The sequence below is a fragment of the Nocardia pneumoniae NBRC 100136 genome (assembly GCF_000308755.1).
In the GTDB taxonomy this organism is placed as follows: domain Bacteria; phylum Actinomycetota; class Actinomycetes; order Mycobacteriales; family Mycobacteriaceae; genus Nocardia; species Nocardia pneumoniae.
The window spans coordinates 17,674-30,183 of the sequence record NZ_BAGF01000081.1; the positions used below are offsets into that span (position 1 = coordinate 17,674).

Here is a 12,510-nt window from a genome sequence, read left to right on the forward strand (position 1 = left end):
GATCTCCGCGAGGCTGACCGGCCTGGTGTCGAAGATCGAGACGCTCGTGTAGCGGCGGTACCCGGGTACGCCGCTCTCTAAGCACCGGCGCGGCGGACACGCCGGCCGGTCCGGCGGCTATCGTCGAGACATGACCCGCAGCACCTCCGCCGCGCGGCCTGCCGCTCCCGGATCCCGGCGCCGGATCCGTGGCCTCGACGCCGAGCAGCGTAGCGCCCAGCGGCGTAGCCAACTGCTCGACGCCGCCACCGAACTCTTTGCCGAACAAGGGTTTTCGGGCACATCCATCGAGCAGATCTGCCAGCGCGCCTACGTCGGCACCAAGGGCTTCTACGATCATTTCGACAGCAAGGAAGCCTGCTACATCGCGTTGCTCGAGCAGGTGACCGCACAGATCCAGCAACGCGTCGCCGACGTCGCCGCCGAGGTCGCGGACGCGACATGGCCCCATCGCGTGGAGGCGATCGTCGGCGCCTTCGTGCACGCCATCACGGACGATCCGCGACTGGGCAAGGTGACCTTCGGCGAGGCGGGTGGCATCTCGCCCGCCGTCGAGCGGCAACGACGGAGCAATCGACGCTGGGCGGCGGCATTCCTGGACCGGCAGTGGTCGGAGGGACCCGCGAAAGACGCGGACGACCAGCGTGGACGCCTGGCGCTGGCGCTCGCGACCATCGGCGGCGTCTTCGAACTGGTCACCGATTGGCTACATCACCACGACACGGCCAACTCGGCGCCGACCCTCATCGCCGACCTGACCCGCTTCATCACCGTCGTCGACGCGGGACGCCGAGCCTGAAAACCAAGTACCACTGGCTGATGGAACCATTGCGGCGCGGTTCGATTCACGCCAGGCGGCGGCCGGATAGACCTTCGTCCGAGTGGACCGTCAGTTCCACGGCAGGCAACCGGCGATCCGGAGGCGAGTTGCCAATCCGGAGGAGACACGGGCGCTCGAACCGCTGCCCGCGGTAAGAGCCAGCAGGACGTCCGCACCGAGCCCGGCGCCGAAAGAACATCCCAGCACGTTGACGTCGATCCAGATGTTCTCGTCGGGCCCACTGGGAGCGGGCTCATCGGCGTACGCCGGGCTTGCTCCGGCCACGGTGACGGCGGCCAGTAGCACGGCGATGGTGCTGGCCTTGATGAATCGCACTTGTCCTCCTGGTGCGCGCTCGGCGCATTTCTCTTGCCCGATAGTCGATCTGAGGTGGTTCGGACGTCCGCCGCGCCGGGCCGACGTTCCGCCGCGTGAATGATTGACCAATCGGGAGCCGGGGGAAACGCGCCGGAGGGACACGTCACACCAGCACCACTTCTCGGCCAGGCCGACAACCTTCGGGCGCTGCCGCCCGCTAGCGGAGCATCTGGTCGATCAGAAGCCGGGCGGCACGATCGGTCCGCTCGACTTCGCCGGTGATCAATCGATCCTGGAGTATGCCGCGTAGCCCCGAGACCAGCAGCGTTGCTACCACTTCCGGATCGTCGGCGACATCGAGACGGCGCAGCCCGTCGGTGAGCGCCGAGATGAAAGTGGCAATGGCCGCGGTGGCGTAGTCGGCGTACGGACTGCGCGGAGCACAGGCCGCACCGAGGACTTGGAGCATCACCTTGACGCTCGTGACGCCCGCGCCCGAGGTGTTGGCGGTCCAGAAGTCCCACAGCCGGTCGCGGAGTTCGGCCACGTCGGTGATGTCGGCGAACAGGGCCGCGATATCGGGGCGCTGGGTCGCGAGTGCCTGGACCAGGAGTTCTTCCTTGGTCGTGAAGTAGTAGATCAGCATGCGCGAGCTGGTGCCGAGTTCGGCGGCCAGCGGGCGCAGCGACAGGTCCGCGAGGCCGTGATCGGCGATGTAGCGCACGACGGCGGCGAGGAGTTCGGCGCGTTTGGCGTGGTCGAGGGGACGGGCCATGAGTTGACTGTAGCGATCGGTACAGGTATTCATGACATCGTGACTGTAACAATCGCTTCAGAAACTGGAGATTCGGTCGTGGTCACCGGATACGCGGCGACCACCTCGCTCGCCGACGACATGGACACGACCTGGTCCGAACTGCTGGCGGGACGCAGCGGGATCGGCGTGCTCGAGGACGATTTCGTGGCCGAATACGACCTGCCGGTCCGCATCGGCGGAAAGCTGAAGTCACACCCCGGCGCCGAATTGACCCGGGTCGAACAGCGCCGCCACTCCTACGTCGAGCAGATGGCGCTGGTGCTCGGCCGCCGGGCCTGGCGCTCGGCGGGCGCGCCCGAGGTGGACGGAGAGCGCTTGGCCGTGGCCATCGGCACCGGACTCGGCGGCGGCGACGCGCTCATCTCGGCGGTCGACGCGATTCGCGACGGCGGATACCGCAAGGTGTCGCCGATGTCGGTGCCCATGGTGATGCCGAACGGGCCCGCGGCCACGGTCGGACTCGAAATCGGCGCCAGAGCAGGTGTTTTCGCACCCGTATCGGCCTGTTCGTCCGGTTCCGAAGCCATCGCGCACGCGTGGCGGCTGATCGCGACCGGCGAGGCGGACGTGGTGGTCGCGGGCGGGGTGGAAGGCCATATCGACGCCGTGCCGATCGCGAGCTTCGCCATGATGCGCGCCATGAGCACCCGCAACGACCAGCCGGAACGCGCCTCGCGCCCGTTCGACCGGGACCGCGACGGCTTCGTCTTCGGCGAGGCGGGCGCCCTGTTGGTGCTCGAGTCCGAGCGACACGCTCGAGCCCGCGGCGCCACCGCACACGGCCGGGTGCTCGGAGCGGGCATCACGTCGGACGCCTATCACATCGTCGCCTCTGAACCGGAGGGGATCGGCGCTGCTCGTGCCATGCGCAAGGCCATCCAGACCGCGGGATTGCGGGTCTCGGATATTCAGCATGTCAACGCGCACGCCACGTCGACGTCCATCGGCGATGCCTCGGAAGCCAACGCCATCGCGTCCGTCGTGCCCGACGCGTCGGTCTACGCCCCCAAATCCGCGCTCGGGCATTCGATCGGAGCGGTCGGAGCCCTGGAATCGTTGGTCACCATGCTCACCCTGCGTGACCAGGTCGTTCCACCCACCCTGAATCTCGACAACCGCGACCCGGCGATCGATCTCGACATCGTCGCGGGCGCGCCGCGACCCCAGCGCATCGACTTCGCGCTGAACAACTCGTTCGGATTCGGCGGTCACAACGTCGCCCTCGCCTTCGGCCGGGTCTGACCGCTACCCGGTCGCGATTCGGGCTACAGTCGATACACAACCGACCGATCGTCCCAAAGAAGGACAACGACGTGAGCGAACGTCAGCGGGTGAGCCGAGGAGTGCGTGATGCCTTCTACCTGCCTGATCCGGAGCACCCGGATCGATTCCTCTCCACCGAGCTCACTCGTGGTCCGTGGTCACCGGACGCCCAGCACGCGGGGCCGCCCTCCGCGCTGCTCGGTCACGTGATCGAGCGGTGCGAGCCGCGACCGGGATTCCAGGTCGGGCGCGTCGCGGTGGAAATCCTCGGCCCGGTGCCGCTGGCACCGCTGACGGCGACAGCCCGCGTCGCCCGGCCCGGCCGCAGCGTCGAGCTGATCGAGGCCACGCTGTCCACCGATCGCGGACCTGTGATGCGGGCGAATGCCTGGCGATTCAAGCTGGCCGACCCGGAATTGCCGGTGCCGGAACGCTTCGTGCCCACGGGTTCGCGCCCCGGCCCCGAGCAGGCGTCGGCGTCGGCCCAGTTCCCATCCGCCCAGCCGGTCGGCTTCCACACCGCGATCGAATACCGCTTCGTCAGCGGCTCTTTCACCGAACCGGGCCCCGCGATCTGCTGGATCAGGATCAAGCACCCGATCGTCGCCGGCACCGATCCGAGCCCACTCGAACGCACCCTCGCGGCCGCCGATTCCGGAAATGGCGTCAGCGCGGTGCTGGACTGGTCGAAGTACCTGTTCATCAACACCGATTTGACGGTCACCCTGCACCGCCAACCAGCAGGCGAATGGGTCTGCCTCGACGCCGTCACCTATCCCCAACCCCACGGCATAGGCATGGCCGAATCGTCGCTCTACGACGAGAAGGGCCCCTTGGGGCGCAGCACGCAAACCTTGTTCCTGGGCACCCGATAGTCGAGGACGAGCCACCCGGCGCTCGTTCCAACGTCATCCGCACACTACCGATGACCGCTTCAGAGCGCCGAGGAATTGCATACAGTGCCCGCTGTGCCCGGCGTGTTGGGACAGAATGATCCTCGCGACAGCGAGGGACATTTCACCGGGGTGTTCACTACAGATGCGGTGACGGATGCGGACGACGTCCGCGCTGATGGGTCCTGCGAAGGAGGACCCGAGAGGTGGTGTACCGGTGGGAACCGTACTGAAAGCCTTACTGCAACAACGCCACCTCCAGACCGTCTCTGCGTTCAACCGCGAGTACGACCGAATCGCACGTCGATCCGAACCCGAACTCGTCGGCGCCGGTCCCAAGAAGGCCCAGTTCTATCGCTGGCTCTCCGGAAACGTCACAAGCCTGCCGTACCCCCATCATCGCCGGATTCTGGAAGCAATGTTCCCCGGTTGGGCGGCCGATGAACTCTTCGACGACTGCGAGAATCCCAGCGATATCCAACTGACACGCCAAGCCCAGACGGCGGCAGCACCGTCCGATCGACTCATGTCCGACGTCGAGGCGGTCTTCGCGAACCGAACGGACTTCCTCCATGCCATGCCCCCACGGAAGCTGTTCGAGAACAGTCGGCGGATCGATATGGCTGGCCTGTCATTGAATCTGCTCTGCCAGCAGTATTCGGATACCGACCTCATGAAGTTACTCGAGTCGGGCGCCACGCTTCGCTGCCTATTTCTCAACCCGAAGGGGACTCATATCCGAGTACGGGAGGCCGAGGAGGGTCATGCACCCGGCGTGCTGTCGAGCCTTACCGAACTCAACATGCAGTGCTTGATACGAGTGCAGAAGAGGTACGCCACACAGCAGGCAGAGTCAATCCAGATCCGCACCTACGATGAGACCGTCCGCTTCAATATCACGATCGTCGACTCGGCGGTCTGCATCGTCCAGCCCTACCTACCGAGAGCCCGAGGGGTCGAATCTCCAACGCTAGTCGCTCGAAAATCCGATTCACCAGGGCTATTCGATACTTTCTCCGAAGTCTTCGAAACTATGTGGTCCAGCGCGCGGGAGGTCCCGACGGTATGACAGTCAATCGAGACGAACTACTCACGATCGCCCGTTCAGGTGTTGAACAAGGTGCCGAACTCCTCAGCACGGCTGATCGAGGGACCGTCGACACCAAGAGCGACCGCGATTACGTGACCGACCTGGACCGCCGGATTCAAGACCACATCAGGCGATATTTGGCCGAGGAGACACCCGGCTTCGGCTTCTTGGGTGAGGAATTCGATGACAGGCCGACCGTTAGCACTGAACCGTTCATGTGGGTTCTCGACCCGATCGACGGAACGTCCAACTTCATCCATGGAGTACCGCTCTGCGCGGTGTCGCTAGGTCTGGTTCACGACGGCGAACCGGTAATCGGAGTCATCGGCGCACCATTCCTCGGCCTCGAGTACTACGCTGCCGCCGGTCAGGGCGCCTATTGCAACGACAAGCCGATCAATGCGAGTCGTACCGAGATACTCGGCCGGGCAATCGTGTCCATTGGCGATTACGCGGTCGGAGCGGAGGCGGAACTGGAGAACAAGCGTCGCATAACCCTCACCGCCGCACTGGCGGCGACAGTCGAACGCGTACGAATGTTCGGATCGGCCGCCCTCGATCTCGCGTGGGTCGCCGAGGGGCGGACCGATGCGTGCGTCATGTTGTCCAATAAGCCCTGGGACACGGCCGCTGGGGTGGTCATCGCCCGCGAAGCCGGTGCCGTCGTCCTCGACTCCACACCCCGTCGGCACAGCCTCGACTCTCCTGACACGATCGCCGCATCCCCCGCCGTCGCCGACGAACTCGTGACTCTGCTCAACAAATCGATCCGCTGATCAACGGCACAACGAGGACTCGGTTTGCCGTCGGCCATTGACCGCGCCGGATTTGCTCAGGGGCGGGTGGAGATCTGCTGGACGGCCCAGCCGTTTCCGTCGGGATCGGTGAAGAAGAAGAAACCGACGTTGTCGAGCGGGTCGGGCATGGGGGTCGGGTTCTCGCCGAGGACCTGGATCTCGGTCACCTCGACGCCGCGGGAGACCAGTTCTTTGTGCGCCCGGAGCAGATCGTTGACCACCAGTTGCAGGCCCTGCTGCGATCCGGGTGTCATGTCCGGCACGGCACCCGCGCCGATGACGATCGAGCAGCCCGAACCGGGCGGGGTGAGCTGCACGATGCGGACGCCGTCGGCGATCTTGGTGTCGTGGTCGACGGCGAAACCCAGCTTTTCGGCGTAGAACTCCTTGGCTCGGTCGATGTCCGATACGGGCACGATCACGACCTCGAGTGTCCAGTTCACGGCGACATCCTTTCGGGCGGACAGCGGTCTTCGTACCAGTGCAGACCGCCGCACGCGGCGAAATTCATCGGCGCGTCCAGCGCCAGGCGAACTCGTCCGGCGCGGGAGGCGGGCCGGGCAGATCACCGTCCGCGCTGAGCCCGGCCACCAGCATGGCGAGCACTCGACGGCGTAGCTGGGCGGTGCGCTCCGGGCTCGGCACCGCGATTGCCGCGCAGGACTCCAGGATCAACGCGAGATCCTGCGGGGTGACGTCCGGGCGCAGCTTGCCGGTGGCGTGGGCGCGGCGCACGATCTCCTCGGTCGCCCGTCCGGAGTGCTGGACGGCAGGAAGGATGGAGTCGTCCGGGGTGAAGGTGCCCGCGAGATGCACGGTGAGCGAGTGCACGTCCGCGTCGACCACCCGCTCCAGGAACGCGACCAGGCCGCGCCAGCCGTCCGGATCCTCCAGCGCCGCATCGGCTTCCACGTTGTATCGGCGGAGGCCGTCGTAACAGAGCGTGCGCAGCAGCGCCTCCTTGCTCGGATAGCGGCGGTACAGCGCGCTGATCCCCACACCGGCGCGGTCCGCGACGGCGGAGATGGGGGCCGTGGCGTCGGCGAGGAACACCGCGCGGGCGGCCTCCAGGATCAGGCCGTCGTTGCGGGCCGCCTGCGCCTTGCGGCCGGGTAGACCCTTCTGAGCTGGGGCGTCGCATGTCTTGGGCATGAATCCAGAATAGCACTTGAAACGGAATGATCCGTTCTGATACCGTCCAAACAGAACAGAGCATTCCGTTTCACTGAGGAGCAGGACATGACCGCGATCACCCCCTTCCGCATCGACGTCGACCAGGCCGACCTGGACGACCTGCGCGACCGGCTGGCCCGCACCCGCTGGGCCGAGCAGATCCCCGGATCGGGCGACACCTACGGGGTGAGCGTGGAGCGCGTCCGCCACCTGGTCGACTACTGGCGCGATGGGTTCGACTGGCGCGCGGTCGAGGCGTCGCTGAACGCCTACCCGCAGTTCACCACCGAGATCGACGGACAGAACATCCACTTCCTGCATGTGAAAGCCGAGCAGGACAACGCCTTTCCGCTGATCCTCACGCACGGCTGGCCGGGTACCTTCGTCGAATTCCTGGACCTGATCGAGCCGCTCACCGCGGCCGGATTCGATCTGGTGATCCCGTCCGTGCCCGGGTATGGATTCTCCGGCCCCACCACCGAGGCGGGCTGGAACGACGCCCGGATCGCCCGCGCGTGGGCGGAATTGATGCGACGACTGGGCCACACCCGCTACGGCGCGGTGGGCAACGACGGCGGATCGTCGATCTCGCCGGAGCTCGGGCGGGTGGCACCCGACAACGTGGTGGGCGTGCACGTCGCGCAGGTCTACTCGTTCCCGTCCGGCGACCCGGCCGAGCTGGCCGACCTCACCGAGGACGAGCAGCAGTCGCTGGCCACCCTGGACTGGTTCGTCAAGAACAAGATGGGCTTCAACGTCCTGCAATCCCAGCAGCCGCAGACGCTGGCGCACGCGATCATGGACTCGCCCGCCGGACTGGTCGGCTGGAACGGCCAGCTGCTCGGCCCGGACCTGGACGACGACTTCGTGCTCACCAACATCGCGATCCACTGGCTGACCGGCACCGCGGGTTCGGCGATCCGGCACTACTTCGAGAAGGACAAGGCCGAGCGTCCTACCACACCCACCACGGTGCCGCTCGCCCTCTCCGGCTCCAACGGCGATTTCCACGGCATCCGGCGCTTCGCCGAGCGGGATCACAACATCGTGTCCTGGCGGACGCACGACGTGTTCACCCACTACCTGCACCACGTCGCGCCCGAGTTGATGGCGAGTGAGATCGCCGAGTTCTTCGCGCAGTTCCGCTGACCAGCCGCCGCCGGTATCCGATCGGCCCCGGCCGCGCTATGGCTCAACTGAGCTCTCCAGCACCTCTCTCGGCCCGCACATCACACCTGGGTGCGGGCCGAGCGCATGCGCAACGCACGAGACAGTCGCTTATGTCATCGAGACTCACGGCCATGGCTCGTCTCGCTTCCCGCTGATGTACTGGATTCACCAACAGGACAAGAGCCTTCGAGCAAGGAGACACACACCATGAAAATCGCGGTCTTCGGAGCCACCGGCACCGTCGGACGTCTCGTCGTCGAGCGGGCCCTGCAGGAGGGGCACGAGGTCACGGCGTTCACCCGCAACGCGGCGAGCGTCGGGCAGCGGCACGGGCGGCTGCGCGTGGTGGAAGGCGATGTACTGGATACGAACTCGGTGCAGCGTGCGGTGGAGGGACAGGACGCGGTGCTGATCTCGCTCGGCAACGGCCGCAAGGGCGTCGTGCGGGCGGGCGGCACCAAAGCGATCATCGAGGCGATGAACCGCACCGGCGTCAAACGGCTGATCTGCCAGACCACCCTCGGGGTCGGCGACAGCAAGGGCAACTTGAACTTCCTGTGGAAATACGTGATGTTCGGGCTCCTGCTGCGTCCGGCCTACGCCGACCATGTCGTGCAGGAGGAGTACGTCATGGCCAGCGACCTGGACTGGACCATCGTGCGGCCGAGCGCCTTCACCGATGGACCGCGCACCGGCAGCTACCGGCGCGGGTTCCCGGCGGGCGAGCGCGGTCTCACCCTGAAGATCGCCCGCGCCGACATCGCCGATTTCATGATCGAGCAACTGACCGACACGACCTACCTCCATCAGGCGCCCGGCATCTCCAACTGAGAACGGCGCAGAAGTCGTTGCGACGCAGCGGGTTCATGCGTGTTCGTGCAATTCGCCCCAAGCCGGGAACGGGTCGGGATACTCGGCCCACGCGCCCGGCCCCTCGGCGAACTCGGCGTCGGTGAGCAAGGCCGCGTCCAGCAGGGCGCGGACCCCGTCGCAATCCAGCTTGATTCCGATGAAGACGATCTCCTGCCCCGGCGGCACCTCCAACGACGACCACCAGGCGGCGGGTTCGAAGACCAGGTTCGGCCCGGCCTGCGACCAGACCGCGGCCAGCGTCGAGCGGCTCGCGATCCAGCAGAATCCCTTGCTGCGCAGCAGCCCGCGCAGCTGGTCCAACGCTTCGGACAGACGCAGCGGGTGGAACGGCCGGTCTGCGGTGTAAGTGAGGCTGCGAATGCCGTACTCCTCGGTCTCGGGCGTGTGCCCACCGGCGAGTTCCTCCGCCCATCCCTCGGTCTCGGCCGCGAGCAACGGGTTGTAGCGGCCGGTGTCCAGCACTTCCGCCAAGTCGACAACGCCGTTGCTGGTGCGCAGCACCCGGGCGCGCGGATTGAGCCTGCGCACCGTCGCTTCCACCGCTCCCGCCGCGGCGGCGCCGACCAGGTCGGTCTTGTTGACCAGCAGGACGTCGGCGAATTCCACCTGGTCCACCAGCAGATCGGCGATGGTGCGGGCGTCACCGTCGCCCGCCTGCAGGTTTCGCTCGGCCAGCGCCTGCCCGCGCGCCACTTCGGCGAGGAAGGTCGAGGCGTCGACCACGGTCACCATGGTGTCCAGCCGCGCGATATCGCCGAGCCGGAATCCGTCCTCGAATTCCCAGTCGAAGGTCGCGGCCACCGGCATCGGCTCGGAGATACCGGTCGACTCGATCACCAGCTGGTCGAACCGGCCTTCGCGGGCCAGCCTGGCGACGGCCTCGATCAAATCCTCGCGCAGCGTGCAGCAGATGCAGCCGTTGGTCAGCTCGACGAGTTTCTCCTCGGTGCGGTCGAGGTGGCCCTGTCCCGCGACCAGCGCCGCGTCGATGTTGACCTCGCTCATGTCGTTGACGATGACCGCCACCCGGCGGCCCTCCCGGTTGGCGAGGATGTGGTTGAGCAGCGTCGTCTTGCCCGCACCGAGGAAGCCGGACAGCACGGTGACGGGAAGCAGATCGGAGTCCATGCGGTAAATGATAACGATTTTCATTTGCTGTCGCTCTTCGGGCTGCGGTTGCCCGTGGCGACGCGGCCGGATCGCCGTAGGGTTTGTGACGTGAAATTGCTGCCACTGCCCGCCGAGGGGCAGACCCCCGTCCGGGCGCTCACCATTGCCGGTACCGATTCCGGCGGAGGCGCCGGAATCCAGGCCGATACCCGCACCATGGCGCTGTGCGGAGTGCACGCGCTGGTGGCGGTGGCGGCGGTGACCGTACAGAACTCGGTGGGCGTCAGCGGCTTCCACGAGATCCCGCCGCGGATCGTGGCCGATCAGGTGCGCGCGGTCGTCGGTGACATCGGCGTCGGCGCGGCCAAGACCGGCATGCTGGCCTCCACCGCGATCATCGAGGCGGTCGCGGCGGTGTGCCAGGAGGTCGGCATCGGTCGCGACGGCCACATTCCGCTGGTCGTCGATCCGGTGGCGGCCTCGATGCACGGCGACCCGCTGCTGCACATCGAGGCGCTGGACGCGCTGCGCGACACCCTGATTCCGCTCGCGACCGTGGTCACGCCGAACCTGGACGAGGTCAGGCTACTCACCGGCATCGAGGTCGAGGACGAGGATTCAGCGCGGCGCGCGGCGGAGGCGCTGCACAAGCTCGGGCCGCGATGGGCGATCGTCAAAGGCGGGCACCTGCGCTCCTCCGAATACAGCACCGACCTGCTGTTCGACGGCGAGCAGTTCCTCGAGTTCACCGCGCCGCGCATCGCGACGGGCAACGACCACGGCGGCGGCGACACGCTGGCCGCCGCGATCGCCTGCGCGCTGGCGCACGGCTATCCGGTTCCGGAGGCGGTGGAGTTCGCCAAGGAGTGGACCTACCGCTGCCTCGCCGCGTCCTACGATCTCGGCGCGGGCCACGGGCCGGTATCCCCGCTGTGGCGGCTGCACGAGAACTGATCGGGCACCGCTCAGCGAGACATCGACTTCCCGTACGCCGCACGGCGCGGCACCATTTTGTCGGTGGGCACTGCGATACTGAGGTCGTCGCAAACACAGGTGGCTTCAACGGCGAAGGCAATCGGAACAACGGCGTTCGGTGTGTATGCGACAACCGGCCTCGGCGTCCGCCCGGGCGGCGCCACGGTCACATACGGGAAACGGCGAGGTGCAGCGGACGGCCCGCATCGATGACGATGCCGTTGAGCCGCGCGTTCGCCGCCACCAGCGCGGAGATGATCTCGGCGAGGTAGGCGACGAACTGCTCGATCGGCATGGTCGGTGTCTGGAGCCGGTTCGCGCCGAGCCACCAGTCGGTGGCCGAGGCCACCGCACCGAAAATCGAATAGATGACCAGTTCCGTGCTCGCGATCGGTACCGACTCGTCGCCCGATGCCCCCGCGAACAGCTCGGCGGCGCGGGTGGCCGACTGCCTGGCCGATTGCAGGGCGCGGTCGGAGTCGTCGGATCGCTGCGTGTAGTGGCTGTGCAGGATGAACCGGAAGACGTTCGGGTGCTGTGACACCACCAGTACGTATTCCGAGGCCGCGCGGCGGACGAGTTCACCGGCCGAATCGTTGGTCAGGTCGAAGCTGGCCGTGATGCGTTCCCACAGCATGTCGCCGACGCGGTCGACTATCGCGTTGTAGAGGTCGGCCTTGTCCTCGAAATGGCGATACAGCTTCGGCTTGGCCGCTCCCGCCTCCTTGGCGATATCGCCCATGCTGACACCGGGGCCGTGCTGGTCGAGCGCACGAAACGCCGCGTCCACGAACTCGCCGCGAACCTTCCTGCGATGCTCACGCCAGCGCTCGGTGCGAGCATCGACACGCTTGCGCGGCACCTCATCTGGTCTCGGGCCGCTACGCATCACGAATCCGGATGCTACCTGCCGCCACCGGTACCGGTACCCGGCCGTCGGCCGGGGTGGTCGGCGGCGCTCAGCGCTTCTTGGGATCGGCGCCGCTATCGCCCGCGGCCTTCGCCTTCTTCTCCGCTCGCTTTTCCTTGAGGGTCTTCCCGGACTTCTTGGACATGGAACTGCGCGGAGATTTGTCGGACAATCGTGGTCCTTTGCTCGGAGAACCTGAGTGGTCCCGCTGTCATCGACCGTACGCTATGCCGGGCCGCCACGGGCGCGGCACAGCCGTGGCCCACCCCCAGCAACCTCACAGCTCGGGCCCAGCTCGGCA

General features: G+C 66.7%; 15 protein-coding genes. 8 read left to right on the forward strand and 7 right to left on the reverse strand.

Features of this window, described 5'->3' with window-relative positions; genetic code table 11:
- Window positions 1–130 precede the first annotated feature (130 nt).
- Window positions 131–799: a TetR/AcrR family transcriptional regulator gene (locus ON34_RS26320; protein WP_040784376.1), complete on the forward strand. Its 669-nt coding sequence runs from the start codon at window positions 131–133 to the stop codon at window positions 797–799.
- A gap of 90 nt (window positions 800–889) precedes the next feature.
- Here ON34_RS26320 and ON34_RS26325 read toward each other — a convergent pair whose 3' ends face one another.
- A complete protein-coding gene (locus ON34_RS26325; RefSeq protein ID WP_040784379.1) occupies window positions 890–1,156 on the reverse strand; it encodes a hypothetical protein in 267 nt (88 codons plus the stop codon).
- 199 nt (window positions 1,157–1,355) lie between these two features.
- Window positions 1,356–1,913 carry a TetR/AcrR family transcriptional regulator gene (locus tag ON34_RS26330; RefSeq protein WP_040784380.1) on the reverse strand — a complete coding sequence of 186 codons (558 nt, stop codon included), beginning with the start codon at window positions 1,911–1,913 and terminating at the stop codon, window positions 1,356–1,358.
- Between the two features lie 39 nt (window positions 1,914–1,952).
- Between ON34_RS26330 and ON34_RS26335 the strand changes: the two genes are divergently transcribed.
- From ON34_RS26335 to ON34_RS26350, 4 genes are all read left to right on the forward strand, one after another.
- The gene (locus ON34_RS26335; RefSeq protein WP_040784531.1) at window positions 1,953–3,197 is read left to right on the forward strand and encodes a KasA/KasB family beta-ketoacyl-ACP synthase; all 1,245 of its coding nucleotides are present in this window, start codon (window positions 1,953–1,955) and stop codon (window positions 3,195–3,197) included.
- A gap of 71 nt (window positions 3,198–3,268) precedes the next feature.
- The gene (locus ON34_RS26340) at window positions 3,269–4,093 is read left to right on the forward strand and encodes a thioesterase family protein (RefSeq protein ID WP_245548202.1); all 825 of its coding nucleotides are present in this window, start codon (window positions 3,269–3,271) and stop codon (window positions 4,091–4,093) included.
- A gap of 235 nt (window positions 4,094–4,328) precedes the next feature.
- Window positions 4,329–5,180 carry a DUF5919 domain-containing protein gene (locus ON34_RS26345; protein WP_218003932.1) on the forward strand — a complete coding sequence of 284 codons (852 nt, stop codon included), beginning with the start codon at window positions 4,329–4,331 and terminating at the stop codon, window positions 5,178–5,180.
- The gene (locus ON34_RS26350; protein WP_040784535.1) at window positions 5,177–5,977 is read left to right on the forward strand and encodes an inositol monophosphatase family protein; all 801 of its coding nucleotides are present in this window, start codon (window positions 5,177–5,179) and stop codon (window positions 5,975–5,977) included. Before ON34_RS26345 ends, ON34_RS26350 begins: the two co-directional genes overlap by 4 nt.
- 56 nt (window positions 5,978–6,033) lie before the next feature.
- Here the strand turns inward: ON34_RS26350 and ON34_RS26355 are convergent, their stop codons facing one another.
- Entirely contained in the window at window positions 6,034–6,441 is a 408-nt protein-coding gene (locus tag ON34_RS26355; protein WP_040784385.1) for a VOC family protein, read from the reverse strand.
- 64 nt (window positions 6,442–6,505) lie between these two features.
- On the reverse strand, window positions 6,506–7,150 hold the full coding sequence (locus tag ON34_RS26360; protein WP_040784388.1) for a TetR/AcrR family transcriptional regulator: 645 nt from the start codon (window positions 7,148–7,150) through the stop codon (window positions 6,506–6,508).
- A gap of 87 nt (window positions 7,151–7,237) precedes the next feature.
- Between ON34_RS26360 and ON34_RS26365 the strand changes: the two genes are divergently transcribed.
- Window positions 7,238–8,320: an epoxide hydrolase family protein gene (locus ON34_RS26365; protein WP_040784390.1), complete on the forward strand. Its 1,083-nt coding sequence runs from the start codon at window positions 7,238–7,240 to the stop codon at window positions 8,318–8,320.
- Window positions 8,321–8,548: 228 nt separating this feature from the next.
- Window positions 8,549–9,172, forward strand: a complete 624-nt coding sequence (locus tag ON34_RS26370) for an NAD(P)-dependent oxidoreductase (protein WP_040784393.1) — start codon at window positions 8,549–8,551, stop codon at window positions 9,170–9,172.
- Window positions 9,173–9,205: 33 nt separating this feature from the next.
- On the opposite strand, the gene ON34_RS26375 is transcribed toward ON34_RS26370, so the two are convergent.
- The gene (locus ON34_RS26375) at window positions 9,206–10,342 is read right to left on the reverse strand and encodes a GTP-binding protein (RefSeq protein ID WP_040784395.1); all 1,137 of its coding nucleotides are present in this window, start codon (window positions 10,340–10,342) and stop codon (window positions 9,206–9,208) included.
- 90 nt (window positions 10,343–10,432) lie between these two features.
- Here ON34_RS26375 and thiD point away from each other — a divergent pair, with 90 nt between their 5' ends.
- Window positions 10,433–11,278, forward strand: a complete 846-nt coding sequence (gene thiD, locus ON34_RS26380; RefSeq protein WP_040784397.1) for a bifunctional hydroxymethylpyrimidine kinase/phosphomethylpyrimidine kinase — start codon at window positions 10,433–10,435, stop codon at window positions 11,276–11,278.
- A 187-nt stretch (window positions 11,279–11,465) separates the two neighbouring features.
- Here thiD and ON34_RS26385 read toward each other — a convergent pair whose 3' ends face one another.
- Entirely contained in the window at window positions 11,466–12,188 is a 723-nt protein-coding gene (locus tag ON34_RS26385) for a TetR/AcrR family transcriptional regulator (RefSeq protein WP_040784399.1), read from the reverse strand.
- A 70-nt stretch (window positions 12,189–12,258) separates the two neighbouring features.
- Window positions 12,259–12,381 (reverse strand): hypothetical protein, encoded by a 123-nt coding sequence (locus ON34_RS38175; protein WP_281032467.1) that lies wholly within the window; start codon window positions 12,379–12,381, stop codon window positions 12,259–12,261.
- Between the last annotated feature and the right edge of the window lie 129 nt (window positions 12,382–12,510).

Coding starts and splice junctions, on each gene's coding strand:
- ON34_RS26320 (WP_040784376.1), top strand. CDS start 131: ATGACCCGCAGCACCTCCGCCGCGCGGCCTGCCGCTCCCGGATCCCGG.
- ON34_RS26330 (WP_040784380.1), bottom strand. CDS start 1,913: ATGGCCCGTCCCCTCGACCACGCCAAACGCGCCGAACTCCTCGCCGCC.
- ON34_RS26350 (WP_040784535.1), top strand. CDS start 5,177: ATGACAGTCAATCGAGACGAACTACTCACGATCGCCCGTTCAGGTGTT.
- ON34_RS26360 (WP_040784388.1), bottom strand. CDS start 7,150: ATGCCCAAGACATGCGACGCCCCAGCTCAGAAGGGTCTACCCGGCCGC.
- ON34_RS26365 (WP_040784390.1), top strand. CDS start 7,238: ATGACCGCGATCACCCCCTTCCGCATCGACGTCGACCAGGCCGACCTG.
- ON34_RS26370 (WP_040784393.1), top strand. CDS start 8,549: ATGAAAATCGCGGTCTTCGGAGCCACCGGCACCGTCGGACGTCTCGTC.
- ON34_RS26375 (WP_040784395.1), bottom strand. CDS start 10,342: ATGGACTCCGATCTGCTTCCCGTCACCGTGCTGTCCGGCTTCCTCGGT.
- ON34_RS26385 (WP_040784399.1), bottom strand. CDS start 12,188: ATGCGTAGCGGCCCGAGACCAGATGAGGTGCCGCGCAAGCGTGTCGAT.